Source organism: Halobaculum marinum (genome assembly GCF_029338555.1).
In the GTDB taxonomy this organism is placed as follows: Archaea; Halobacteriota; Halobacteria; order Halobacteriales; family Haloferacaceae; genus Halobaculum; species Halobaculum marinum.
In genome coordinates this window covers 213,273-235,493 of record NZ_CP119989.1, presented here as the reverse complement: position 1 = coordinate 235,493, position 22,221 = coordinate 213,273, and the positions used below count along the sequence as shown (strand labels likewise).

The following is a 22,221-nucleotide window of genomic DNA, read 5'->3' as shown; positions in this document are numbered from 1 at the left end:
CGCCCCGTTCTCCCGCTCGCTCACACGACCACACGACACCGCCCGCACCGACCGCACCGACCACCCACGACACACAGACCCCGACGCATGAGCACCAACACGACCTCGACACCGACCGACGACGGCGACTCGTTCCCGAGCGACTTCCTCGACATCGACGACTTGAGCGCCGACCAACTCGCGACGGTCCTCGCGCGCGCCTCCGACCTGAAGGCGGGCAAGGACCTCACGCAGTTGCCGCGGACGACCCTCGCGATGCTGTTCGAGAAGCCGTCGACCAGGACGCGCGCGAGTTTCGAGACGGGGATGACCCAACTCGGCGGCCACGCGATGTTCCTCGGCCCCGACGCGATCCAACTGGGCCACGGCGAACCCCTGCGCGACACCGCCCGCGCGCTCGCGGGCTACGCCGACGCCATCATGGTGCGCACGTTTGCCCACGAGAACGCCCAGATCCTCGCGGAGTACGCCGACGTGCCCGTGATCAACGGGCTCACCGACGACGCCCACCCGTGCCAGACGCTCGCGGACCTGCTCACCATCCACGAGGAGGTAGGCGACCTCTCGGAGGTGCAGGCCGCGTGGGTCGGCGACGGCAACAACGTCGGGCGCTCGTTCGCCGTCGGCGCCGCCCTCGCGGGCCTCGACCTCACCGTCGCCACGCCAGACGGCTACGGCCTCGGCGACGACGTGTACGACCGCTGTGCGGAGTTGGGCACCGAACCGACGGTCGCCGACACGCCCGAGGAGGCCGTCGCCGACGCGGACGTCGTCTACACGGACGTCTGGGTGAGCATGGGCGAGGAGGACCGCCGCGAGGTGAAACTGCCAGACTTCGACGGCTACCAGGTGAACGAGGAGTTGCTCGCCGACACCGACGCCGCGTTCATGCACTGTCTGCCCGCCCACCGCGGCGAGGAGGTGACCGAGGCGGTCCTGGAGTCGGACCGCTCGCTCGTGTGGGAGCAGGCTGAGAACCGGATGCACGCGCAGAAGGGGCTGCTGGTGGAGATGCTGGAGTAGTTGCCCGCGGCGATCGTGCGGAAGTAGTGGTCCTCGTAGACAGGTTATTGATAGGTTGGCGAGTAGCACCGTCTGTGCCCTCCTCAGCCCGCGACCCCCTCCATCGACTCGTCTCGTTCGACGCTCGGCCTCGCTACTGGCGACCGCTCGTCGCCGTCGAGGGGAGTCTCGTCGCCGCCCTCGCCGCCGTCACGGTCGCCGTCGCCGCACTCGACCACAACACGGCCGTCGAACCGCTGTACGATATTCTGCTTCGCGCCGTGTTGTTCTACGCACCACCCGTGCTGGGGGCCATCTGCGCCGTCCTCGACGGCGGCCTGTTGCAAGCGATCGCACTCGGGACGGTTCCGGCGCTCGTTTGGGCGCTCGCGATCGTCGTCGGTGACGCGGTACAGGCGGTGTTGTCGATCCCGGCGGCGATACCCGACTCGCCGCTGTGGGCCATTGCGGGGACGGCCCTCGTCATCGGCGTCGTGAGCGCACTCGCCGGGTTCGCCGTCGGGCGGGCAGGACTGCTCGTGTGGGGGCGACGTGGGTCCGGTGGTGAGGCTGCGTGAGCGTCGTGTCACGAGTCGGTGGACGGCCTGACGGTGACGGTCAGTACTGGCTGTGGCGAGCGTCGATTGTCGTCTTCGGGGCGGCCGTGTTCGCACTCGCCACGCTCACACTTGCGTCGGTTCCGTTCCGTGGGGCGTCGTGGCTCGCCCCCGCGTACTACGCGGTGATTCCGGTGGCGTTGGTCGCACCCGCGCTCCCAGCAGCGACTCGCGGCATGCGCGGTCGTGGTCCGGCTATCGCAGTCGCGCTCGGCGCCGTTCCGGGGTCGGTGTGGGCGGTCGCCGCCGTCGTCGCACGCGGCGTCACGCGGTCGCTCGGACGTACGCCCCCCACGGGGGACGCGCCGCTGTGGGGTGTGGTGCTGTACTTCGTCGTCGCCGGCGTCGTCGTCGCGGGTGTCGGGTACGCGCTCGGGCGGACGGGTCGAGCCGTGCGGGGGCGACTGTAGCGACGGGCCCCAGTCGGCGTCCGTCCACCTCGACCGGCTCCGGCTACGGCTGTGGCGGCGGCCCGTCGTACGCGTCGTGGTCGGTGTAGAAGTTCAGCATCGCGAACTTCAGTTTCTCCGGGCCGATGTCGATCAGTTCCTCGCGCTCCTCCTGCGGGAACGCGTCGCGCACGGAGTACTTCCCCATGTCCGCCGAGGTGTAGCGCTTGTCCAGCAGCGCCCGCACGCCGAAGTCGTCGGGTGCGCGGATCACCCGGCCGAGCGCCTGCCGGGTCTTGCGGATGGTCGGAATCTCGACGGCGTACTCCCACCCGGCGTCGCGCGACCGGTCGGCGAACGCGCGGTCGTACGCATCCTGCACTGCCTCCATCCGCTCGGAGAGGTGCGGGTACGGGACACCGACGACGGCGACCGTACGGGCGTCGTCGCCGTCGAAGCTCACGCCCTCCGCGAGCGTCCCCCACAGCGACGTGAACAGAGTGGCGTCGTCGCTGCCGACGAGCCGCTTGCGGAGTTGCTCGGTGTCCGGTTCGGAGCCGTCGAGCAGCAGCGTGCCGAGATTCGGGTCGCCAGAGAGGAGTTCGTGATAGCGCTCGGCCTCCGCGTACGACGGGAAGAACAGCAGGCTGTTGCCGGGTGTGAACCGGACGACGTCCGACAGCGTCGCGGCGATGGTCTCCTGTGTCGCGGGGTCGTCGCGCTCGGAGGCGAACAGCGCCGGCGTCGCCACCGAGTACGTCCGGCGGTTCGCCTCGGGGTACTCCATGCCGTACGCGAGCGTCGCGGGGTCCGACAGCCCGAGCACGTCCTTCGTCACGTCGAACGGGCGGAGGGTCGCGGACATGAGGACGCTCGCGTACACCTCGTCGAACAGGTCCTCGGTCACCTCGCGGGGGATGCAGGTGTACAACTCCGCGCGGCCGTACACCTCGTCGGTGCCGGCGTCGCGACGCACGGAGACGACCGGGTGTTGCCCCAACTCGCCGCCGCCGTCCATCCACGCGGAGACGAACGCCGCGGCTTGCAGGGTCTGGCACTCCCGGCGCGTCGTCGTCTCGCCGTCGCGGTACGCCTCCTCGTACTCCTCGTCGAGGCGCTTACCGAGTTGGAGCGCGAGGTCGCACTCCGCGCGGATGCCGCGCCCCTCGTAGCGGTCGAGGAACGCGAGCGTGAGGTCGTCGCGACGGTCCTCGTTGGCGATGGACACGTCGTCCCAGTTCTCGCCGACGGACTCACGGGCACCGAAGCCGAGTTGCTCGTCGTAGGTGTCCCGCAGCGCATCGGTGAACGCCCGGAGCACGTTCTCGGCGGGTTCGGCGCGGGAGTCGTCGGACTCCTTCAGTTCGTCGAGCGCGGCGTCGAGGGTGTTCTCGGTGAGCGTCTTCGAGGCGTGGTCGCGGGCGGCGTCCTCGATGTTGTGCGCCTCGTCGAACACGGTGATGACGTCCTGCGGGTCGCGGTCGAGCCACCGGAAGAACTGCTCGCGGATCATCGGGTCGAGCAGGTGGTGGTAGTTGCAGACGACCAACTCCACGTCCTCCATCCCCTCCTTCAGCAGTTCGTAGCCGCAGAAGCCGCGACTGCCGGCGTACTCGTACACCTCCTCGGGCGTGCGCACGTCAGCGAACAGCCACGAGAAGAACTCCCCGGTGTCGCCGGTGAGGTTGTTGTAGTAGTAGTCGCAGGTGTTGGCCGACTCCTCGTCGGCCTCCTCGTCGATCCGTTCTAACTCCTCTTGGACGGCCTGCCGGGCCTCGGCGGCGCTGCCGGCGTCGCCGCCCGACCCGTCGCGCATCTCGTCGGTGAGGTCGTCGAGGCGCTCCTCCAACTGCTCTTTGTCGGCCTCGTCGTCGACGAGCGAGCGCGTGGTGTCCCGGAGCGTCTGACACTCCTGGTAGTCGACGTCGATGTGGCACATCGACGCCTTCCCTTTGAACACCGACGCGCGGATGGGCTCGGCCTCGTTGATGGCGCGGGCGTCCTCCACGAACTGCCGCATCTGTTGGTGGACGTTCGTGGTGATGACGACGGTCCGGTCGTGCTCGCGGGCGTGCTCTAAGGCGGGAACGAGCGCCGAGAGCGTCTTGCCCGTCCCGGGTGCTCCCTCGAACAGCACGTCCTGCCCGCGTTCGAGCGAGTTGGCGACGCGGTCCATCGCGTCGCGCTGGTTCGGGTACGGCTCTTCGTACGGGAAGAAGCGCAGGTGGCCGTCCGTCGTCGACACGGGCGTACTTCCGCCTCGTCGGGTTTGAAGCTACGGGTGGCGGGGTGGAAGTGAAGCGATTCGCGGTGCCGCTGACTTTTTCGCCGCCCCGGTTCATCCCACGCACATGAGCGACGACGTAGCCGCCGGAGACGACTCCGGGTTCGACAAGGAGGCGGAGCGCGAGAAACTCCGCGAGAAGTTCGCCCGCGACGACCGGAAACGGGAGTCGACGCGGCGGATGAGCGAACTCCTGTTGAAGGGCGCGACGATGACCAACAGCCACTGTGACGCCTGCGGGTCGCCCATCTTCCGCCAGAACGGGCGGGAGTTCTGCCCGCAGTGCGACGGCGGCGGCTCCGGCGCTTCGGCGAGTGCGGACGCCGCAAGTGCGGACGCCGCGACCGGCGACGCCGGTGCGGCGGGTTCCGACGCCGGCCAGCAGACGTCCGCGTCGGGTGCGTCGGCTGCCCCGCCCGTCTCGCCGTCCGACGGCGAGGACGTGCCCGACGGCGCGCCGACGGGCACGCGGGCCCCCGTCGACGCCGCACCCGGTGGGTCCGCACCCAACGGCACCGCCCCCGCGGCGCCAGCGGCGACGACCGCCGGCGACCCAACGGGCGCCCCCGACGCCGCGACCGGGGCCGGCGACGGCCTCGCGGCGGCGCGGGACTCGCTCGTTCGCGCGCTCGGTCGCCACGCGGACGCCGGTGCGGAGGCGACGGACCCGCGGACCGCCGCCGCCCACCTCGAAGCGGCCCGCGAAGCCGCCGAGGCGCTCGCGGCGCTGCGGCGCTGACGCGCCGACCGATCACCGCCCGAGGTGTCTCCCGACCTACGGTTTTATTCTCTCGTCGTGCGCCGATCCGGTATGGAAGTCCTCGTCGCAGTCGACGGGTCGGACAACAGCGACCGGGCGCTCCGGCGTGCCGTCGCCTACGCGGAGGCGTTCGACGCGACGGTCGACGTCGTCCACGTCTCGGACGGCGAGACGAGCGCCACCGACGACGTGCTCGAACGCGCCGAGGCGACGCTGGCCGAACTCGACGCCGAGGCTGACGTGTCGCTCGACGTGATCGAGATGGGTGTCCCGACCGACCGCGAGGTCGCGAAGGAACTGCTCGCGCTGGTCGAGCGCGAGGGGTACGACCACGTGTTCATGGGTCACCACGGCGTCGGGATGGTCGAACGGACCATCCTCGGATCAGCCGCGGAGGGCGTCGTGCGCAACACGACGGTGCCCGTCACCGTCGTCCCGTGACGGACGCGACCGCCGACTGACCCGCTTCACTCCTCGTCTTCGGTCGCTTCCTCGTCGTCACCATCCTCGTCGCTCGCGCGGGCGGCGGCGTACTCGCTCCCGACGACCTCCCGGATCCGGTCGGCGGTCACCTGCCCGACGCCCGACACCGCCAGCAAGTCCTCCTCGCGGGCGGTCATCACGCCCTCGACGCTCCCGAAGTGGTCCAGCAGCGCGCGCGAGGTGACCGGGCCGATGTCGGCGATGGACGAGACGACGTACTCCTGCTGTTCGGCGAGCGTCTTCGCGCCCTTCTCGCCGTGGGCCGACACCTCGCGATCGTTCGTCTCCTGTTCGCGGCGAGCGATCACCTCCAGCAGGTCGGCGGTGTCCTTCTCGTTCTCCGTGCGCAGGACGCTGGCGTCGAAGTCGATGGCGAGCGACGACAGCGCGCCGCGGATCGCGTTCGGGTGGACGTTGCGCTCGCCGTACAGGTCCTCCCCCTCGACGATGACGACCGGCCGGGCGTACGCGCGGGCGGTGTCTTTCACCTGCTCGAACATCGAGCGGTCGCCGCCCACGAGCGTGTCGAGGAAGTCGGCGACTGACTTGCGCTCGACGGCGACGCGGTCCGACAGCACGTAGTCGCCGACTGCCAGCGTCTCCAGTCGCGTCGTGATCCCGTCTCGGGTGGAGAGGTCGCGCGCGATGGTCGACTCCAACTCGCGCTGGTCGACGACGATCTCGACGCCGTCTGCGTCGTCGGTGCCCGCGGTCGCGACGACGCCGTCGTCGTCGTCGGCCGCGCTCGTCTCGTCTCGTTCGTCCGCGTCCACCTCGTCGTCGGTGGCCTCGTCGTCGGTGGCCTCACCGTCGCGGGCATCAGACTCGAAGTCGGTGAGCCCCGGCTGACTGTCACTCGCGTCGGTCGCCGTCGACTCGGCCGAGGCGTTCGCGGCGTCGGCGGTCGACTGCTCACGGGTCGCTTCGCTCTCCGTTCGCTCCGAGGGTTCGCTTCCCTCGCCCTCGCTCTCGAAGTCGGTGAGTCCGGCTTGGTCGTCGTCCAACTCGCCAGCGATCTCGTCGGCGACGCCCTTCAGTTTCCGCAACTCCTCTTCCATCTCCTTCTCGCGGCGCCGGGAGATCCAGAAGTACGCCTCGTCGCGGGTGTCGTTGGCGAGCAGGACGACGACGGCGCCCTCGTCTTGCCGACCGGTCCGGCCCTTCCGCTGGATGGAACGGATCGCCGTGGGAACCGGCTCGAAGAACAGGACGAGGTCGACTTCCGGCACGTCGAGTCCCTCTTCGGCGACGCTGGTGGAAACGAGCACCTCGAACTCGCCGGCGCGGAACGCGTCGAGCGTCTCCTGCTGTTGCGTCTGGGTCATGCCGTCGGACCCTTCCGTGTCGTTCTGCCCGACGAACCGCCGGGTGTCGAAGGAGGTGGAGAGGAACTCGGTCAGCGCCTCGGCGGTGTCGCGCGACTCGGTGAACACGATGACGCGCTCGCCGCCGCCGATGCCGAGCGTCTGTGCGAGCAGGACTCTGGTCCGGCGGAACTTCGGGTGGAGGTCGTCGAAGTTCTCTGCCTTCCGCATCGCCTCTCTCACTTTCGGCTCGGAGACGAGCCGCTGACTCGCCTTCGAGGCGCCCGACGAGCGCGCGGCGTTGCGCTGGCGTTCGAAGTAGCGGCGCAGCGCCTCGACACTCTGGGTCTCGACGAGTTCGACCGCCCGCCGGAGCTTCATCACCTCCGCGTGGACGGACATCCCCTTGTACGCGTCCGAGTCGCCGCCGTCCATCATCCGCTGGAGCTCCCCGCGCATCCGGTTGAGGTCCTTCTGGGACACGTCCGGCTGGGTCGTGCGCGACACGCCGAGCGACTTCAGCATCTCTAACCGGTCGGTGATCACCTCGTTGAGCGCGTCGCGGATCTCGACGATCGGCTCCGGCAGGTCGATCCGCTCCCACTGCACGTCGGTGTCGTGGGTGTACTCCGCCACGTCGGCGTCCTCCTCAGTCATCACCTCGACGCGCTCGATCCCGAGGTTCTCACACACCTCGGTGATCTCCTCGCGGTCGCCCCCGGGCGACGCCGACATCCCCGTCACGAGCGGGTCGTCGGCGTCGGCGTGGTAGCGCTCGGCGATGTACACGTACGCGTAGTCGCCGCTCGCGCGGTGACACTCGTCGAAGGTGAGGTGGGTGACGTCCGACAGCGAGATGCGGTTGCCGACGAGGTCGTTCTCGACGACCTGCGGCGTCGCGATGACGATGCTCGCCGACTCCCACAACTCGGCGCGGTCGTCGGGGCGTACCTCGCCGGTGAACACGACGATCTCCTCGTCGGCGACGTCCAGCGCCTCGCGGTAGAAGTCGGCGTGCTGCTGCACGAGCGGCTTCGTCGGCGCGAGGAACAGCGACTTGCCACCGACCTCGTACAGGCGGTGGGCGGTGACGAGCAGCGAGACCGTGGTCTTCCCGAGGCCAGTCGGGAGACACACGAGCGTGTGGCCGCCGCGGGCGGTCGCCGCCAACTCCGTCTGGTAGCGGCGGTCCTCGATGAACTCCGGCACCAGCAGGGGGTGCTCGACGTACGCGCCCGTCTCGGCGGCCTCGGCCATTGCCGATCCTATCGCCTCATCGGGGGTAAACCTTCGCGAACCGCGGTGGAAGTGAAGCGGGCGGGTACGCCCGCCGGTACCCCCGATCAGACGGCTTCGGCTGGCCGGAACTCGAACTGCCGCTCCTCGCAGGCGTCCGCCGGGACCGACTCGTCGAGGAGCGCGGCCCACTCGCCGATGTGACAGCGCCCTGATTCGGACATCACGTGGGAGAACTTCGGACGCTCACATAACGGTTCGCCCCGAATCCCGGCGAGTCGGATCCGGCGCGGGCGTTCTCCTCCCGGTGTTCACCACACACCCTGTCGCAGATCCATCCACGTCACGACGGCGACGTGCGGCAGGGTCATGACCGCGATGGCGACGAGGTACACGGCGAGCAGCCCCTCCGGCCCCGCGGTGGGCCGCGGCGCGAGCGCCCACACGCCCGCGACGACGAGGAGGCCCCCGGCGGTCGCGGGCGCGGCGTCGCGGGCGAACCGCCGGAGCGTCCCCGGGAGGTCGCCCGCGGCGAGCGTCTCACGCGCCCCCGGGTCGAGCAGTTCGAGTCGCGCGATGTGGCGCGTCGCGTGCCAGAAACAGAAGTACAGCCCGATCCCGACGACCGGCGGCACCAGCAGGAAGTACGCCCACAGGCCGAGCGTCTCGCCGGCGTCGACGAGCCACGGCCGCCGTGCGGCGTCGTCGCGGCGGACGCGGTCCCCCCCGACCACAAGCGCGAGGAGTGTGAGCGCGCCGAAGCCGACCGCGACCGCGACCCGTGCCGCCGGCGTGAACACCGGGTCGAGCGCGCCGACCCCGCCGGCGAACAGGCCGACGAGCGCGCCGGCGACGCGGCGGTACTCAGTGGGGTGGCCGACGAGGGGGACGAGCATCGGGAGGCCGCCGCGGACGACCAGCGCGAGTCCCCGCTCGACGCGCGAGGGGAGGTGCTCCGCGCCCGCGAGCACGAGCAGGGCGTACACGTCGCCTTGCCCCCAGTGGAAGAGGGTGATCGCGATGAACGCCACGAACGCCGACACCGGCGCGAGGGCCCACCACAGTCCGTAGCCGACGCCGAGGACGGCGTAGACGGCGACGACGACGGCGACCGACTGGACCAGTCCCGTACCGGCGAGGCGGTCGGGCACGAGGTGGTCGACGGCGCCGTGCGGGAGGCCGAACACCAGTACCGACGCGAGGAACGGCGCGTACCGAAGCGCCGGCGACAGCGTCGGTGCGAGCAGGCCGAACGGGAGTGTGACCGCGAGCGCGACCCACGACGCGCGGATCCCCCACCGGTCGAGTGCCGCGCGCAGCGACCCTGGGAGCGACTCGGCGACGGCCATCAGTCGTCCGCCGCGATGTCCGTGCGATCGTCGACCGTTCCATCCTCGCTCGTCCCCGTGAACCGCACGACGACCCACTCGAGCAGGATCAGCCCGTACACCACGAGCGTACACGTCACGACGAAGAAGACGGCCTCCTCGACCGGGAGGCCGAACAGCGTCACGCCCGTCGAGGTGGCGTCGGCGATGGTCCACACGCCCACGCCGATGGCGACGCGGTCGACCGCCCACAGGTACAGCGACGGGACGGCGATGCCGAGGAGCCACGGGCGCGGCCGTCGGAGCAGGAACGCCCCGCCGACGGCCCACTGGAGCGCTATCACCGGGCAGGCCCACGCGAGGATCGCGCCGAGGTAGAAGAGCCGTTCGGGGCCGGCGACGACGAACCACCCGCCTGCGGCACCGAGCACGAGGAGCGCGGCGGCGCCGACCGCTCGTGGGAGGCGGGCCGTGTCGCCGGCGGTGGGCGTGGGGTCGAAGTCGACCCGGTAGAGCCACAGGCCGACGATGACGGTCTGGAGAACGAAGAACAGGTACTCGCCGACGGGCGCGAGCCACACGCGCGCGGCGACTCGCCCGTCGCCGTAGAACCACACGCCGCGCTCGATGAGGGCGTTGTCCCACGGCGTCGTGTACGCGAACGCGACCGTCCCCATCAACACGAGACCCGCGCGAGCGACGCGCAGGCGACGCCGCGGGAGCGCCGGACGGCGCCACAATAGCAGCGCCACGACCGGCAGGACGAACAGCACGTGGAAGCCGAGGTAGGTGAGCGTCACCGCGCTCCCCCGTCGAGGTGGGCCGACGACCGACGGCGGAGATCCGGAGCCATACAGCGTCCCGGGCGGCGACGGCGATAAGCGTGGGGGGACTGGACGGACGCGCTCGACGACGACGGCCTCGCGCGGCCGAACGCGTTCGCGTCGGGGACGGGGCCAGGTCCGATCGGCGCGACATCCCGGGTCAGGCGAGCATATAAGCCCGCCCCCGGCTCACGGCCGACCGGGATGGCGACACCAACACCGGGGCTCGAAGCGGGGAGCCTGTGGCTAGCGACCGTCGGGATGGCGCTCGGGACGCTGTATCTCGTCGCACGGGGCTGGTCCGTGAGCGACTCCGCGCGACAGCAGTACTACGTCGTCACGATCTTCGGCACGGCAACCGCGGCGGCGACGTACTTCTCGATGGCCACCGGGTTCGGCCTGATCGAGGTGCCGGTCCAGACCGTCGGGACGCTCGACGTCTACTGGGCCCGCTACGTCGGCTGGCTAGTCGTCACACCGCTGATCCTGACGGCGATGGCGCTGCTCGCCGGCGCCGACCGCAACGCCCTCGCGACGCTGCTCGGCCTCGACGCGTTCGTGTTCGTGGCGGGGCTCGTCGGCGCGCTGGCGCGCGAGGGACAGGTCGCCCGCCTCTCGTGGTGGGCCATCTCCACGGGCGCGCTGGTCGCCCTGCTGTACGTCCTGCTCGGGGCGCTCTCGCAACGAGCAGACGAGCAGTCCGACGCCCGCGCGGAGTTGTTCGGTCGCCTGCGCACCCTCGTGGTGGCGGTGTGGGCGCTGTACCCGGTCGTGTGGCTCCTGGGGACCCAGAGCGGCTACGGAATCGTCCCGCTGTCGGTCGAGACCGCAGCGTTCGCCGCCCTCGACCTCGCGGCGACGGTCGGGTTCGGCGTCGTCCTCGTCCGCGGCGTGGGTCGGCTGGACGACTCGGATCTCGCGCCGGCGCGGACCGCGGAGTGACGCGCGAGCGACTCCGCCGCGGCGTCGCCCTCAGATGAGCTGTTCGCCGTCGTCGTCGTACAGTCGGATCGCGTCGACCGGGCAGGTCCGGGCGGCGAACTTCGCGTCCAACTCCTCACCCTCGGGCACCTCCAGCGAGAAGGTGTCCTCCTCGACCTCCTCCCCGCCGACGAGCGTCGCCTTGCCGGCGTCCATGTCCTTCTCGAAGGCGTCCCACTCGGCGACGCACTGGTACATGCCGACGCAGGTGTCACGGTCGAACTCGATGTGCATACCGGACGGTCGGCGTCGGGTGTAATACCGTCTTCGCCCGACGGAGGCCGGGTGGTGTGGCTGGATCGACGAGCACCCGTCGCCGTCGACGAACGCTCGGCTGCCCCGCCGAGCGACGGGCAAGCGTTTTGCGCGCCGCGCCGGCATCACCGCGCATGAAGAACACCGCGGGGAGCGAGACGGCGAAGCGCGCGGCGGGCGAGGCAGCCGCCGCCGAGGTGGCCGACGGCGACCGCGTCGGCCTCGGCACCGGGTCGACGGCTGCCCACGCCATCCGGACGCTGGGCGAGCGCGTCGCCGACGGCCTCGCTATCGAGGGCGTCGCCACGTCGTACCAGTCGCGGGCACTCGCGAAGGAGGTGGGCGTCCCGCTCCTCCCGCTGTCGGACGTGGCGCGCGTGGACGTGGCCATCGACGGCGCCGACCAGGTCGCAACGGACGCGAACGCGCTCGTCAAGGGCGGCGGGGCCGCCCACGCCCGCGAGAAGGTGGTCGCCTCGGCGGCCGATCGCTTCCTCGTCGTCGCCGACGACTCGAAGCTGTCGGCGTCGCTCGACTACCCGGTGCCCGTCGAGGTGCTGCCCGACGCACTCGCCCGCGTCGAGCGCGCGGTCGTCGACGCCGGGGGCGAGCCGACGCTTCGCGACGCCGAGCGCAAGGACGGCCCGGTCGTCACCGACAACGGCAACCTCGTGCTCGACTGCGAGTTCGGCGGCGTCGACGACCCGGCGGCGCTGGCGCGCGACCTCTCGGGCGTCGCGGGCGTCGTGGAGCACGGTCTGTTCGTCGGACTGGCGGACGCGGTGTACGTGGGCGACGCCGACGGCGACGTGACGACGCGGACGCCGTAGCGAGCGACGACGCCGTCGCTACGCGGGTGGCGAAATAAGTGGAGGAAGGTTGGACCGAGTTTACAGGTCGCGCGGCTGGACCGTCTTGCGGTCGTTCTCCTCGGCGCGGCGGGCCGCGTCCTCGAGCAGCTCCGCGACTTCCTCGTCGAGCGCGTCGTAGAAGTCAGACGCGACGTTCTTCTCCTCGAGGTACTCCTTGACGGCTGCCTTGACGATGAGGTCTGCCATGCAACCGGGTTTTCCCGACGGCTCCTTATAAACGTTCCCAAGTTTACCCACAGGGAAGGCCCCTCGCGCCCGTTCGCGGGGGTTTACGACCGTACATTTATATACTCGTGTCGGTCGGAGCCTTCGAGTCAGTCGCGCGTCGTACGGGAGGCATGCGCGAGATTCTGGACGCGCTCGCGGCCGGCGACCTCACGCCCGCACAGGCGGAGGCACGGCTCCGCGGGTACGCGACGACGGAGGCTGGTCGGTTCGACGCGGCCCGCGAGGACCGCCGCGGTATCCCCGAGGGAATCCTGGCCGAGGGGAAGACGCCCGCGGAGGTGGCCGCGATGGCCGACGCCGCCGTCGAGTCGACGGGGCACGCGCTCGTCACTCGCGCGGACGACGACACCGCCGAACAGGTCCGCTCGTACCTCGACAAGGAACACCCGACGGCGACCGTCGAGCGCGACGCCCGCGCGCGGACGGTCGTCGTCCACGCCGCCGACTACGAACTGCCGGCGGTCGACGCGGACGTGGTCGTCGTCTCCGGGGGAACCGCTGACGCGCACGCGGCGCGCGAAGCCGCCGTCGTCGCCGGGGAGGCGGGCCCACGCGTCGAGACGGTCGAGGACGTCGGCGTCGCCAACGTCACGCGCGTGCTCGACGAGGTGGAGACGCTCCGGAACGCGGACGTGCTCGTCGCCGCCGCGGGACGTGAGGCGACGCTCCCGACGCTCGTGGCGGGCCTCGTCGACGCCCCGGTGATCGGACTGCCCACCTCCACGGGCTACGGCGTCGGTGGCGACGGTGTCGCCGCGCTGTTGGCCCTGCTCCAGTCGTGCACCGTCCTCTCGGTGGTGAACGTGGACGCGGGGTTCGTCGCGGGGACGCAGGCCGCGCTGATCGCCCGCGGGGTCGATGGTCGGTCGACGGCCGGCGACCGCTGAGTCGGGTTCTGTCTGCGAGACGGCCGAATACAGCCGTGAAAGGGTATATGTGATCGTATCCCCTAGTGCTCACACCGGCAGCGGTGGATGCCGGTCGACCACATGCCACGCTGCGACCACTGCGGGTCGCACGTATCCGACCGCTTCGCTCGCGTGTTCAGCGACGAACACGGGAATCTGAACGCGTGCCCGTCCTGCTCTGCGAACGCGGGCATCGCGGAAGCGGCACGAGAGCGGACCCGCGCCGACGACTGAACCGCTCTGTGACCACCCCACCGCGCGCGACGGCCACCACCCCAACCCGTACCCACTCCCCCGGGGGGACCACGGTACACGCGGCACCGCGCCGCACCGCCACCGTTTATCTGGACTCGACCGTTCCCGTCAGCCGTGCACGACGACCACGCCGCCCGACCCGGCGACCGTGACGGCGCTACCGCTGGTGCCGACGCCGATGACGCCGACCCCCACGCAGAGCGTGTCGACGGCGTCGTGGTCCCGGCGGCCGACCACTACGTGTACGTCGTCGAGTGTGCCGACGGCTCGCTGTACACCGGCTATACCACCGACGTGGCGCGGCGCGTCGCCGAACACGACGCCGGCGACGGGGCGAAGTACACTCGCGGTCGAACCCCGGTGGAGTTGGCGCACGTCGAGGCGTTCGGGTCGAAGTCGGCGGCGATGAGTCGAGAGTACGCGGTGAAACAGCTCTCGCGTCGTCAGAAGGAGTCGCTGGTCGAGTGAGGGTGCCGGCTACTCCGGCACGTCGAGGAACGCGTCTTTGTGTCCCGCGTAGTGGGCGACCCGCCGCCCCAGTTTCTCGGTGCGCTCGCGCAGCGAGTCGTCGACGAACTCGTAGCGCGACTCCGCGCCGATGGCGCCCTCCGGCGGCCGTTCGCCGTCCGCCCACGGCTCGAACTTGTTGCGAGCGCCGCGGACGCCGACCTGGAGCGGGGCGACCCAGCCGTGGACGCCGCGGATCGTCGCCCGCATGTGTTCGAGCGTCTCCCCGTACGTGCCGCCGCCGGCGACGGCGAACAGGCCGACGATGGTGTCCTCGTACTCGTCGAAACTGCACCAGTCGTGGAACGACCGGAACGTCGAGGAGTACGAGCCGTGGTACACCGGCGAGCACAGCAGCACCCCGTCGGCGCGGCGCATCCGCGCGAGCAGGTCCGGCACGTCGCCGGCGTCCGCCTCGTCGACGTCGGGGTGGTACAGCGGAATGTCGAGATCCGGATCGCCCAGATCGATGAAGTCCGGTTCGGCGCCGTACTCGGCGGCGGCGTCGAGGGCGTACTGCAGGGTGGCACGGCCGTAGCTCCCGTCGCGCCGCGAACCGTTCACGGCGACGACGGTGGGCGTCTCCGACATGGGGGTCACTTCCCGAGCGCGAGGAAAAGGCCGTCGGCTCCGCGTGCGTCGGCGTTCGCCGCTGACACGACGTGGGCACCCGGGTTTTTGACCGCCCCGGCCGACGCCGTACCCATGGACGAGATCTCCTTCGGAACGGACGGGTGGCGCGCCACCCTCGACACGTTCACCGACCGACGGGTCCGCATCGTCGGGCAGGCGGTCGCCGACACGCTCGCCGAACAGGGGCACGACGGCCCCGTGATCGTCGGCTACGACGCCCGCCCGACCTCCGAGGGGTTCGCCGAGTCGCTCGCCGAGGTGCTCGCCGGCAACGGCTTCGACGCGGTGCTCCCCGAGCGGGACTGCCCGACGCCGTGTGCGGCCTACGCCGTCGTCGACCGCGACGCCGCGGGCGCGCTGATGGTGACGGCCTCGCACAACCCGCCGGAGTACAACGGCGTGAAGTTCATCCCCGACGACGGCGCCCCCGCGCTCCCCGAGGTGACCGAACGGATCGTCGCCAACCTCCGCGAACCCGCACTCGACGCCGCCGACCCCGGAGAGATCCGACGGGCGGACCTCGTGACGCCCCACGCCGAGCACGCACGCGCCCTCGTCGCCGACGACAGCGCGCTCGACCTCTCGGGGTTGACGGTCGCGTACGACGCCATGCACGGGAGCGGGCGCGGCGTCACCGACGCGCTCTTGGAGGCCGCCGGCGCGGACGTGATCCGACTGCGCTGTGAGCGCGACGCCGAGTTCGGCGGGAGCGCCCCAGAGCCGTCCGCGGAGAACCTGGAGACGCTCGCCGAGCACGTCGGCCACGGGGACGCGGATCTGGGCATCGCGAACGACGGCGACGCCGACCGCCTCGCGGTCGTCACGCCCGAGCGGGGTCACCTCGACGAGAACCTCTTCTTCGCGGCGACGTACGACCACCTCCTCCAGAGCGACTCCGGCCCCGCCATCCGCACCGTCTCGACCACCTTCCTCATCGACCGCATCGCCGAGGCGCACGGCGAGGAGGTGTTCGAGACCGCGGTCGGCTTCAAGTGGGTCGCCCAGGCGATGGGCGAGCACGACGCGCTGATGGGCGGCGAGGAGTCCGGCGGCTTCTCCGTGCGCGGCCACATCCGCGAGAAAGACGGCGTGTTGATGGCGCTGCTCGCCGCGACCGCCGCGGCGGAGGAGTCGTACGACGAGCGCGTCGACCGCCTCACCGCCGAGCACGGTCGCATCGTCGCCGACAAGGTGAGCGTCGACTGCCCCGACAGCGAGAAGGCGCGCGTCATCGACGACCTCGCGGACCACATCCCCGACGAGGTCGCCGGCGAGGAGGTGGCCGACGTGGTGACCGTCGACGGGTTCAAACTCCTCTTGGCCGACGGCTCGTGGCTGCTCGTGCGCCCCTCGGGCACGGAACCGAAGATGCGCGTGTACGGGGAGTCCGGTTCCGAAGAGCACACCGCGGCCATCCTCGACGACGGGCGCGAACTGGTCGAGGCGCTCGTCTGAGGCCGTGACGCCGGCACTCCGCTTCCGCGAGGCGAGCGATGCAGCCGACGTGGCGAGCGTCGAGCGCCTGCTCGCTGCGGCCGACCTGCCGACCGACGATGTCCGCGACGGCGCCGCGCAGTTCTTGCTCGCGACGCCCGCGGCCGGGAGCGCCGCCGCGGACGACGCCCCCGGGTCGCCGCCCCAAACCGACCCCGACCCGGTCGCCGTCGGCGGCCTCGAAGCGGTCGGGGACGCGGCGCTGCTCCGGTCGGTCGCGGTCTCCCCGGGTCGCCGCGGCGAGGGCATCGGCTCCGCGATGGTCGCGGAACTGGAGCGACGGGCGGTCGCCGACGGCGTGGCGGTGCTCGTCCTGCTCACGACCGACGCCGCGGGGTTCTTCGCCGCTCACGGGTACGAGCGCATCGACCGCACAGAGATTCCGGCGGCGCTGCGCTCGACGCCGCAGGTCGCGTCGCTGTGTCCCGACTCGGCGACGGTGCTGCGCAAGCGACTCTGAGCGGTCCTCGACGGCTCGCGGATCAGTCCGTCAGTCGACCGCGGAACCGCCCACGGTCGTCGCTACACTCCTCGATCACGAACCCGAGCGCCTCGTAGAACGGCCGCACCTGTCGTCGGAACGTCGCCGTCAGCGGCGCGTCCGTGCGTTCGACCGCCGCCGCGACGAGTGCGCGACCGACGCCCTCGGCCCGGCGCGACTTGCGAACCGCTATCGACTCGACGTGACTGCCGTCGAGGACGAGCGCCCCGACGACGTCCCCGTCGCCGCCGTGGTCGTCCCCGTCGCCGCCGTCGACCGCGACGAGCGCGTCCCTGGCGGCGACCCGCTCCGCGAGGTCCGCGGGCACGGTCAACATCGCCGCGTCGAGGAGGTGTCTGATCGCGTCAGCCTCGCTGTCGCGAGCAGGTCTGATTCGTGGACCGTCGTCTGCGCCGCGGTCGTCGCCGTCGCTCATCCGCCCTTGATGAGCCTGAGCACCTGCACCTCTGGTGCCTCAACCGGGGCGTCCTCGGGGACCGGCGTGCCGTCGACCAGCACCGTCACCTCGTGGGGGGAGTAGCCGACCGCGCGGCACACGTCGGCGTACGTCGCGTCGTCGTCGAGCGCGAGCGTCTCGGTGCCCTCGCCGACGACCTCCGCGGTCACGTCCATGCACAGTCGTGGAGTGCGCGGCGACTTCCCGCTTTCCACCGCGGGGTCGCAATCTCGGGGCGTTTATCCCCCCGGCCCGCCGACCACCGTCCATGAGCGAGGCCGACGACGCCGAGGCCGCCGACTCGTCCCCCGGGCGGGAGGTCTGGATCGAGAAGTACCGCCCGCAGACGCTGGACGACGTGTACGGGCACGAGCAGATCGTCTCCCGACTGGAGAGCTACATCGAGCAGGACGACCTCCCGCACCTCCTCTTCGCGGGCCCCGCGGGCGTCGGGAAGACCACCTGTGCGGTCGCCATCGCCAAGACCATCTACGGCGACGACTGGCGAACCAACTTCCTCGAACTGAACGCCTCCGACCAGCGCGGCATCGACGTGGTGCGCGACCGCATCAAGAACTTCGCGCGCTCGTCGTTCGGCGGCCACGACTACCGCGTCATCTTCCTCGACGAGGCCGACTCCCTCACCGACGACGCGCAGTCGGCGCTGCGCCGGACGATGGAGCAGTTCTCGGACAACACGCGCTTCATCCTCTCGTGTAACTACTCCTCGAAGATCATCGACCCGATCCAGTCGCGGTGTGCAGTGTTCCGCTTCTCGCCGCTGTCGGACGCGGCGGTCGAGTCGCAGGTACGCGACATCGCCGCCGAGCAAGATATCGAGATCACCGACGACGGCCTCGACGCGCTGGTGTACGCCGCCAACGGCGACATGCGCCGCGCGATCAACTCACTGCAGGCGGCCGCGACGACCGGCGAAGTGGTGGACGAGCAGGCAGTCTACGAGATCACCGCGACCGCCCGGCCCGAAGAGATCGAGGCGATGGTCGAGGACGCGCTCGCGGGCGACTTCTCGAAGTCGCGGGCGACGCTCGACACCCTCCTCACGGAGACGGGGATGGCCGGCGGCGACATCATCGACCAACTCCACCGCTCCGTCTGGGAGTTCGGGCTGTCGGACCGCGAGGCGGTGCGGCTGATGGAGCGCATCGGCGAGGCCGACTTCCGGATCACTGAGGGCGCCAACGAGCAGGTCCAGTTGGAGGCGCTGTTGGCGTCGCTGGCGCTGGCCGAGGAGTAGCCGGCGGCCCGAACGCAGCCGTCGCCACGGTGGACTTCCCCGGTCGTCGTCGGTCCATCGGGGTCGTGTTGCCACGGAGCGCGTACTCGTCACGGAGTTCGACCCACCTGTGGGGGCAACGAACGAACAGGACCGACCATCCGAGCCGAATCGATGGGGTACGTGGCGGATAGGTATATACACGCACGGCACTTCATATCAGATGACTGAAAATCAGAGCGTACCATCGACCCCTTCCGCACCCCGACGCGGGAGTCCCCTGGTACGGGATCGTGGTCCGCGGATTCGACGTGCGGATCGGTCTTTTCTGCTTCTCAGCCAGGAGAAACCGATGAAACAAGCAAAAGACGGGATCCCGATCAGGATCGACACGCCGAACGCCGTGGCCCGCCAGCAGACGGGGTTCGGCGACACGAGCGACTACGGTGAACTCAGCGGCGAGTACTTCACGCTCAAGCGCGGGACGGACATCGCCCCGCTGTTGGCCGGGCTGGAGGACGACCTCTGTCAGACTCCCCACTGGGGGTACGTACTCGCGGGCACGCTCACCGTCGGCTTCGCGGACGGAACCGAAGAGGTCGACTCTGCCGGCGACCTCTTCTACTGGCCGCCCGGCCACACAGTCCGGGCGGACGAAGACTCCGAGATCGTCATGTTCAGTCCGCAACACGAACACTCCGAGGTTATTGATCACATGCTGGCCAAGATGGCCGGAAGCGCGTAGTCGAACGGCTGTGCCCGCGTCGACGCCTGCGGCTGTGGGATCAACCGGTGCGTATCCCAGGGGCAGCAGATATTCGGCTGCTCAACACCGGCTCGGCCCGTCGAGCCGACCGATCCGCCCTTTCTCGTCGACCCTGATCCACCTCACACTTCCGGCTCGATGTAGACGATCCGGACGCGGTCGTCCAGCCCCTGGAGTCGTTCCTCGATCCGGTTGATGTCGGCGTCGATGTCGGCGGTGTCGAGGTCGCCGTCGAAGCTCACGTCGGCGGTGACGAGCACGTCGCCGGGCCCGACGAACACGGTGCGGAAGCCGTCGATGTGGACGACGCCGTCGTGCTCGCTGATCGCCTTCCGGAGTTCGGTCTCGACGTCCGCCGGCAGCGACTCGCCGAGGATGAGCCGCTTGTTCTCCCACGCGAGCGCGACCGCGAAGAACATGAGGAGTCCGCCGATGACCACGGAGGCGATGGCGTCGAAGATCGGCATCTGGAGGTAGCGCGCCAGCGAGATGCCGACGAGCGCGATGCCGGCGCCCGACAGCGCGATAGCGTCCTCGGTGAAGGCGGTGAGGGTGGTCACGTCGCTGGTCTTCGAGAACGCCTCGCGCAGCCCCGACCAGCCGTACGTGTCGATCTGGCGTTGCAGCTCGGTGTTCGCCTTCGCGAACGCGTAGATCTCGAACAGGATCGCGCCCAGCAGGACGACGACGTTGATCCAGAACGGGTCGACCGGAACGAGCTCGGTGAAGTTGATCCCCGCGAGGATCACGTCCGCGCGCTCCCCGCCGTGGACGGGGTGCATGATCGCCTCGTAGCCGTGCTTCAGCGACTCCCAGCCGGCGATGCCGAACAGGAGGACCGAGACGAGGAACGAGTAGAAGAACTGCGCCTTCCCGAAGCCGAACGGGTGGGCGCGGCTCGCGGTCCGCTCTGAGTAGCGAATCCCGATCAGGAGGAACACCTGGTTGCCCGTGTCGGAGATGGAGTGGTACGTCTCCGACAGCATCGACGGCGACCCCGTCAGCAGGAAGCCGAAGAACTTCAGCACCGCGATGGCGCCGTTGGCGATGAGCGCCGCGATCACGACCGATCTGCTTCCTCCTGCCATTGCCGGGTGTGCTCGGTGGACTGTTATCAAGCCGACGGCTTCGTGTCGTCCGTCCCGAACCGTTAGTAGCCGTCGGCGCCTCCCTCCGGCCATGCTGGTCCTCATCTCCGACACGCACGGCACCGACGGGCACCGCCTCCGCGGACGCACGCTGGAGGCCGTCCGCGAGGCCGACACCGTCGTCCACGCCGGCGACTTCTACCGGGAGCAGGTGCTCGACAACCTCCTCCGGGTGAACGACACGGTGTACGGCGTCACCGGCAACAACGACGACGCGCCGCTGCGCGAGCGCCTCCCGAACGAGCGGGTGGTCGGCTACGAGGGGGCGACGCTCGCGGTGCGCCACCGGAGTCGCAGCGGCGCGACCGGCCTCGTCCTGTTCGGCCGCGAGCGCGACGCCGACCTCGTCGTGTTCGGCCACAGTCACCGCCCCGAGTTCGACGACTCCGGCGCGGTGCCGCTCGTCAACCCCGGCAGCTACGCCCAGCCGCGGGGGAACCGGCCCGCACACGCCGAACTGGAGCGGACGGCCGACGGACTCGCGGGGCGACTCGTCACGCCGGACGGCGAGGTGTTCGAGGAGTTCACGGTGCCGGTCCGCGACTGAGAACCGCGAGGAGGGTGGTGGCTGTGCCGGCGGGCCGGCGACGGTCGGACCCCGTCGTCGCAGGTGTGTGGAGGGCGACCGTGTGGAGGGCCGAATCGGGGACCGGTCGGGAGGGCCGTCGCGTCACCGGGAACCGGTACCAACTCCTTTCGGTGCCCGTATCAAGTACTTTCTCTATACTCAAAGACCGCTTTGAGCCATCGGCGTCGAACGATCAGACGCCGCCGCGGCGCCGGGCGTACAGCGCGACGACCGCGAGCGCGAGCAGGCCGCCACAGAGGAACAGGAACCCCGGGGACGCGGCCAACTGGTCGACGACTGTCGGCTCGGCGGACGTCGCGACGGTGTAGACGGTCTCGGCGGCCGTCTCCGTCATCGCCGGCTCCGCAGTCGGGGCGGGCGTCGCCGCCTCCGTCGCGGTCTCGGTCGCCTCCGCGATACCGACACCGCCCCCGTCGGCGGCCGTCTCGGTCGGGGCGGGCGTCGGCGTGGCAGTCGCCTCGCCCACCTCCGCGGTCACGTTCGTACCGCCGGCGCTCCCGTCGTCGACGCTCCCGGCGTCGGCGCCCCCTGCCGACCCCATCGAGAACGCGCTGGCGGGCGAGAACGGCCCGCCGAGCACCGTCTCGACGAGCACCGCGCCGAGGGCGACGGCGCCGACGCCGCCGAGGAGGCGACTCAGCGTCGCGCGGATGCCCGAGGTCTGTGACTCGCTGCCCGCGACGAGCACCAGCGGCCCGTCGGCGGGCGCGTACACGTCCATCTCGCGGCCCTTCTGCGAGTAGACGGTGTCGGTGACCTCGACGACGCCCGCCTCGCGCAGGCGCTTGAGGTGGTACTGGGCGTTCTGGAGCGAGGTGTCGACGCGGTCGGCGACGTCGCTGGCGGGACCGGGGGACTCGTGGAGGGTCGAGAGGATCGCGCGAGCGGTCTCCGAGGAGAGCGCGGCCAGCACCGCGTCGGCGTCGTCGCCGTCGACGCCGATGACGCGAGGGTCGCGGTCGTCGGCGTCGTCGTCCCCGCGGGACCACGGTCCGCCGATCCCCGGAATGGAGGAGGGGATGTCGGCCATTCGTCGTGCTTCTTTCGAGGTGTTCGTCGTAAGCCTTGCCGTCGGTGTCAGGAGGCATTGTTTACTCGGCTGTGGTTGGGAACGACCGGCGCCCACTGTCGATCTGCGAGTTATCACAGGAATAACAAGAACGCCTCCGTCTCTCGACCCCGT

26 protein-coding genes are annotated in these 22,221 nt (G+C 70.5%); 15 read left to right on the top strand and 11 right to left on the bottom strand.

Annotation, left to right across the window (positions count from 1 at the left end; translation table 11 throughout):
• Positions 1–87 precede the first annotated feature (87 nt).
• From argF to P0R32_RS01300, 3 genes are all read left to right on the top strand, one after another.
• Complete coding sequence (gene argF, locus P0R32_RS01310; protein ID WP_276238121.1) at positions 88–1,023, top strand: ornithine carbamoyltransferase; 936 nt, start codon at positions 88–90, stop codon at positions 1,021–1,023.
• 74 nt (positions 1,024–1,097) lie between these two features.
• Complete coding sequence (locus P0R32_RS01305) at positions 1,098–1,580, top strand: hypothetical protein (protein ID WP_276238120.1); 483 nt, start codon at positions 1,098–1,100, stop codon at positions 1,578–1,580.
• A gap of 86 nt (positions 1,581–1,666) precedes the next feature.
• Positions 1,667–2,029, top strand: coding sequence for a hypothetical protein (locus P0R32_RS01300; protein ID WP_276238119.1), 363 nt, complete (start codon positions 1,667–1,669; stop codon positions 2,027–2,029).
• 43 nt (positions 2,030–2,072) lie between these two features.
• Here P0R32_RS01300 and P0R32_RS01295 read toward each other — a convergent pair whose 3' ends face one another.
• Positions 2,073–4,253 carry an ATP-dependent DNA helicase gene (locus P0R32_RS01295; RefSeq protein WP_276238118.1) on the bottom strand — a complete coding sequence of 727 codons (2,181 nt, stop codon included), beginning with the start codon at positions 4,251–4,253 and terminating at the stop codon, positions 2,073–2,075.
• Positions 4,254–4,359: 106 nt separating this feature from the next.
• Here P0R32_RS01295 and P0R32_RS01290 point away from each other — a divergent pair, with 106 nt between their 5' ends.
• Entirely contained in the window at positions 4,360–5,031 is a 672-nt protein-coding gene (locus P0R32_RS01290) for an Sjogren's syndrome/scleroderma autoantigen 1 family protein (protein WP_276238116.1), read from the top strand.
• Positions 5,032–5,103: 72 nt separating this feature from the next.
• Positions 5,104–5,493 carry a universal stress protein gene (locus P0R32_RS01285; RefSeq protein ID WP_276238114.1) on the top strand — a complete coding sequence of 130 codons (390 nt, stop codon included), beginning with the start codon at positions 5,104–5,106 and terminating at the stop codon, positions 5,491–5,493.
• Positions 5,494–5,519: 26 nt separating this feature from the next.
• On the opposite strand, the gene P0R32_RS01280 is transcribed toward P0R32_RS01285, so the two are convergent.
• From P0R32_RS01280 to P0R32_RS01270, 3 genes are all read right to left on the bottom strand, one after another.
• Positions 5,520–8,096, bottom strand: coding sequence for a DEAD/DEAH box helicase (locus tag P0R32_RS01280; protein WP_276238113.1), 2,577 nt, complete (start codon positions 8,094–8,096; stop codon positions 5,520–5,522).
• A 290-nt stretch (positions 8,097–8,386) separates the two neighbouring features.
• Positions 8,387–9,424 carry a Brp/Blh family beta-carotene 15,15'-dioxygenase gene (locus P0R32_RS01275; RefSeq protein WP_276238112.1) on the bottom strand — a complete coding sequence of 346 codons (1,038 nt, stop codon included), beginning with the start codon at positions 9,422–9,424 and terminating at the stop codon, positions 8,387–8,389.
• On the bottom strand, positions 9,424–10,203 hold the full coding sequence (locus tag P0R32_RS01270; RefSeq protein ID WP_276238111.1) for a lycopene cyclase domain-containing protein: 780 nt from the start codon (positions 10,201–10,203) through the stop codon (positions 9,424–9,426). The genes P0R32_RS01275 and P0R32_RS01270 overlap by 1 nt, the downstream gene beginning before the upstream one ends.
• 285 nt (positions 10,204–10,488) lie before the next feature.
• On the opposite strand from P0R32_RS01270, the gene P0R32_RS01265 reads away from it, so the two are divergent.
• Positions 10,489–11,169 carry a bacteriorhodopsin gene (locus P0R32_RS01265; protein WP_349770224.1) on the top strand — a complete coding sequence of 227 codons (681 nt, stop codon included), beginning with the start codon at positions 10,489–10,491 and terminating at the stop codon, positions 11,167–11,169.
• Between the two features lie 30 nt (positions 11,170–11,199).
• Here the strand turns inward: P0R32_RS01265 and P0R32_RS01260 are convergent, their stop codons facing one another.
• Positions 11,200–11,442, bottom strand: a complete 243-nt coding sequence (locus tag P0R32_RS01260) for a ferredoxin (RefSeq protein ID WP_276238109.1) — start codon at positions 11,440–11,442, stop codon at positions 11,200–11,202.
• Positions 11,443–11,597: 155 nt separating this feature from the next.
• Here P0R32_RS01260 and rpiA point away from each other — a divergent pair, with 155 nt between their 5' ends.
• Positions 11,598–12,293: a ribose-5-phosphate isomerase RpiA gene (gene rpiA, locus P0R32_RS01255; protein ID WP_276238108.1), complete on the top strand. Its 696-nt coding sequence runs from the start codon at positions 11,598–11,600 to the stop codon at positions 12,291–12,293.
• 60 nt (positions 12,294–12,353) lie between these two features.
• Here rpiA and P0R32_RS01250 read toward each other — a convergent pair whose 3' ends face one another.
• Complete coding sequence (locus P0R32_RS01250; RefSeq protein WP_276238107.1) at positions 12,354–12,521, bottom strand: DUF1931 family protein; 168 nt, start codon at positions 12,519–12,521, stop codon at positions 12,354–12,356.
• A 152-nt stretch (positions 12,522–12,673) separates the two neighbouring features.
• On the opposite strand from P0R32_RS01250, the gene larB reads away from it, so the two are divergent.
• From larB to P0R32_RS01240, 3 genes are all read left to right on the top strand, one after another.
• Positions 12,674–13,450 carry a nickel pincer cofactor biosynthesis protein LarB gene (gene larB / locus P0R32_RS01245; RefSeq protein WP_276238106.1) on the top strand — a complete coding sequence of 259 codons (777 nt, stop codon included), beginning with the start codon at positions 12,674–12,676 and terminating at the stop codon, positions 13,448–13,450.
• Positions 13,451–13,552: 102 nt separating this feature from the next.
• Positions 13,553–13,705 carry a DUF7563 family protein gene (locus P0R32_RS17930; protein ID WP_432765005.1) on the top strand — a complete coding sequence of 51 codons (153 nt, stop codon included), beginning with the start codon at positions 13,553–13,555 and terminating at the stop codon, positions 13,703–13,705.
• Between the two features lie 237 nt (positions 13,706–13,942).
• Positions 13,943–14,194: a GIY-YIG nuclease family protein gene (locus tag P0R32_RS01240; RefSeq protein WP_276239436.1), complete on the top strand. Its 252-nt coding sequence runs from the start codon at positions 13,943–13,945 to the stop codon at positions 14,192–14,194.
• Positions 14,195–14,203: 9 nt separating this feature from the next.
• Here the strand turns inward: P0R32_RS01240 and P0R32_RS01235 are convergent, their stop codons facing one another.
• Positions 14,204–14,824, bottom strand: coding sequence for an NADPH-dependent FMN reductase (locus P0R32_RS01235; RefSeq protein WP_276238105.1), 621 nt, complete (start codon positions 14,822–14,824; stop codon positions 14,204–14,206).
• A gap of 114 nt (positions 14,825–14,938) precedes the next feature.
• On the opposite strand from P0R32_RS01235, the gene P0R32_RS01230 reads away from it, so the two are divergent.
• Complete coding sequence (locus P0R32_RS01230) at positions 14,939–16,321, top strand: phosphoglucomutase/phosphomannomutase family protein (RefSeq protein ID WP_276238104.1); 1,383 nt, start codon at positions 14,939–14,941, stop codon at positions 16,319–16,321.
• A gap of 4 nt (positions 16,322–16,325) precedes the next feature.
• Positions 16,326–16,820: a GNAT family N-acetyltransferase gene (locus P0R32_RS01225; protein ID WP_276238103.1), complete on the top strand. Its 495-nt coding sequence runs from the start codon at positions 16,326–16,328 to the stop codon at positions 16,818–16,820.
• Positions 16,821–16,842: 22 nt separating this feature from the next.
• Here P0R32_RS01225 and P0R32_RS01220 read toward each other — a convergent pair whose 3' ends face one another.
• Entirely contained in the window at positions 16,843–17,277 is a 435-nt protein-coding gene (locus P0R32_RS01220; protein ID WP_276238102.1) for a GNAT family N-acetyltransferase, read from the bottom strand.
• Entirely contained in the window at positions 17,274–17,474 is a 201-nt protein-coding gene (samp2, locus tag P0R32_RS01215; RefSeq protein WP_276238101.1) for a ubiquitin-like small modifier protein SAMP2, read from the bottom strand. The genes P0R32_RS01220 and samp2 overlap by 4 nt, the downstream gene beginning before the upstream one ends.
• 92 nt (positions 17,475–17,566) lie before the next feature.
• Between samp2 and P0R32_RS01210 the strand changes: the two genes are divergently transcribed.
• The gene (locus P0R32_RS01210; RefSeq protein WP_276238100.1) at positions 17,567–18,556 is read left to right on the top strand and encodes a replication factor C small subunit; all 990 of its coding nucleotides are present in this window, start codon (positions 17,567–17,569) and stop codon (positions 18,554–18,556) included.
• A gap of 331 nt (positions 18,557–18,887) precedes the next feature.
• Positions 18,888–19,280: a cupin domain-containing protein gene (locus P0R32_RS01205; RefSeq protein WP_276238099.1), complete on the top strand. Its 393-nt coding sequence runs from the start codon at positions 18,888–18,890 to the stop codon at positions 19,278–19,280.
• 143 nt (positions 19,281–19,423) lie between these two features.
• On the opposite strand, the gene P0R32_RS01200 is transcribed toward P0R32_RS01205, so the two are convergent.
• Positions 19,424–20,389 carry a cation diffusion facilitator family transporter gene (locus P0R32_RS01200; RefSeq protein ID WP_276238098.1) on the bottom strand — a complete coding sequence of 322 codons (966 nt, stop codon included), beginning with the start codon at positions 20,387–20,389 and terminating at the stop codon, positions 19,424–19,426.
• Between the two features lie 91 nt (positions 20,390–20,480).
• On the opposite strand from P0R32_RS01200, the gene P0R32_RS01195 reads away from it, so the two are divergent.
• A complete protein-coding gene (locus P0R32_RS01195) occupies positions 20,481–20,996 on the top strand; it encodes a metallophosphoesterase (protein WP_276238097.1) in 516 nt (171 codons plus the stop codon).
• A gap of 214 nt (positions 20,997–21,210) precedes the next feature.
• On the opposite strand, the gene P0R32_RS01190 is transcribed toward P0R32_RS01195, so the two are convergent.
• Positions 21,211–22,068 carry an ArsR/SmtB family transcription factor gene (locus P0R32_RS01190; protein ID WP_276238095.1) on the bottom strand — a complete coding sequence of 286 codons (858 nt, stop codon included), beginning with the start codon at positions 22,066–22,068 and terminating at the stop codon, positions 21,211–21,213.
• Positions 22,069–22,221: the final 153 nt, after the last annotated feature.

Excerpts from the sequence above, each read along its gene's own strand:
- P0R32_RS01290 (WP_276238116.1), top strand. The coding sequence starts at position 4,360 with ATGAGCGACGACGTAGCCGCCGGAGACGACTCCGGGTTCGACAAGGAG.
- larB (WP_276238106.1), top strand. The coding sequence starts at position 12,674 with ATGCGCGAGATTCTGGACGCGCTCGCGGCCGGCGACCTCACGCCCGCA.
- P0R32_RS01275 (WP_276238112.1), bottom strand. The coding sequence starts at position 9,424 with ATGGCCGTCGCCGAGTCGCTCCCAGGGTCGCTGCGCGCGGCACTCGAC.
- samp2 (WP_276238101.1), bottom strand. The coding sequence starts at position 17,474 with ATGGACGTGACCGCGGAGGTCGTCGGCGAGGGCACCGAGACGCTCGCG.
- P0R32_RS01250 (WP_276238107.1), bottom strand. The coding sequence starts at position 12,521 with ATGGCAGACCTCATCGTCAAGGCAGCCGTCAAGGAGTACCTCGAGGAG.
- P0R32_RS01260 (WP_276238109.1), bottom strand. The coding sequence starts at position 11,442 with ATGCACATCGAGTTCGACCGTGACACCTGCGTCGGCATGTACCAGTGC.
- P0R32_RS01280 (WP_276238113.1), bottom strand. The coding sequence starts at position 8,096 with ATGGCCGAGGCCGCCGAGACGGGCGCGTACGTCGAGCACCCCCTGCTG.
- P0R32_RS01205 (WP_276238099.1), top strand. The coding sequence starts at position 18,888 with ATGAAACAAGCAAAAGACGGGATCCCGATCAGGATCGACACGCCGAAC.
- P0R32_RS17930 (WP_432765005.1), top strand. The coding sequence starts at position 13,553 with ATGCCACGCTGCGACCACTGCGGGTCGCACGTATCCGACCGCTTCGCT.
- P0R32_RS01220 (WP_276238102.1), bottom strand. The coding sequence starts at position 17,277 with ATGAGCGACGGCGACGACCGCGGCGCAGACGACGGTCCACGAATCAGA.
- P0R32_RS01200 (WP_276238098.1), bottom strand. The coding sequence starts at position 20,389 with ATGGCAGGAGGAAGCAGATCGGTCGTGATCGCGGCGCTCATCGCCAAC.
- P0R32_RS01235 (WP_276238105.1), bottom strand. The coding sequence starts at position 14,824 with ATGTCGGAGACGCCCACCGTCGTCGCCGTGAACGGTTCGCGGCGCGAC.
- P0R32_RS01285 (WP_276238114.1), top strand. The coding sequence starts at position 5,104 with ATGGAAGTCCTCGTCGCAGTCGACGGGTCGGACAACAGCGACCGGGCG.
- rpiA (WP_276238108.1), top strand. The coding sequence starts at position 11,598 with ATGAAGAACACCGCGGGGAGCGAGACGGCGAAGCGCGCGGCGGGCGAG.
- P0R32_RS01265 (WP_349770224.1), top strand. The coding sequence starts at position 10,489 with ATGGCGCTCGGGACGCTGTATCTCGTCGCACGGGGCTGGTCCGTGAGC.
- P0R32_RS01230 (WP_276238104.1), top strand. The coding sequence starts at position 14,939 with ATGGACGAGATCTCCTTCGGAACGGACGGGTGGCGCGCCACCCTCGAC.
- P0R32_RS01195 (WP_276238097.1), top strand. The coding sequence starts at position 20,481 with ATGCTGGTCCTCATCTCCGACACGCACGGCACCGACGGGCACCGCCTC.
- P0R32_RS01210 (WP_276238100.1), top strand. The coding sequence starts at position 17,567 with ATGAGCGAGGCCGACGACGCCGAGGCCGCCGACTCGTCCCCCGGGCGG.
- P0R32_RS01190 (WP_276238095.1), bottom strand. The coding sequence starts at position 22,068 with ATGGCCGACATCCCCTCCTCCATTCCGGGGATCGGCGGACCGTGGTCC.
- argF (WP_276238121.1), top strand. The coding sequence starts at position 88 with ATGAGCACCAACACGACCTCGACACCGACCGACGACGGCGACTCGTTC.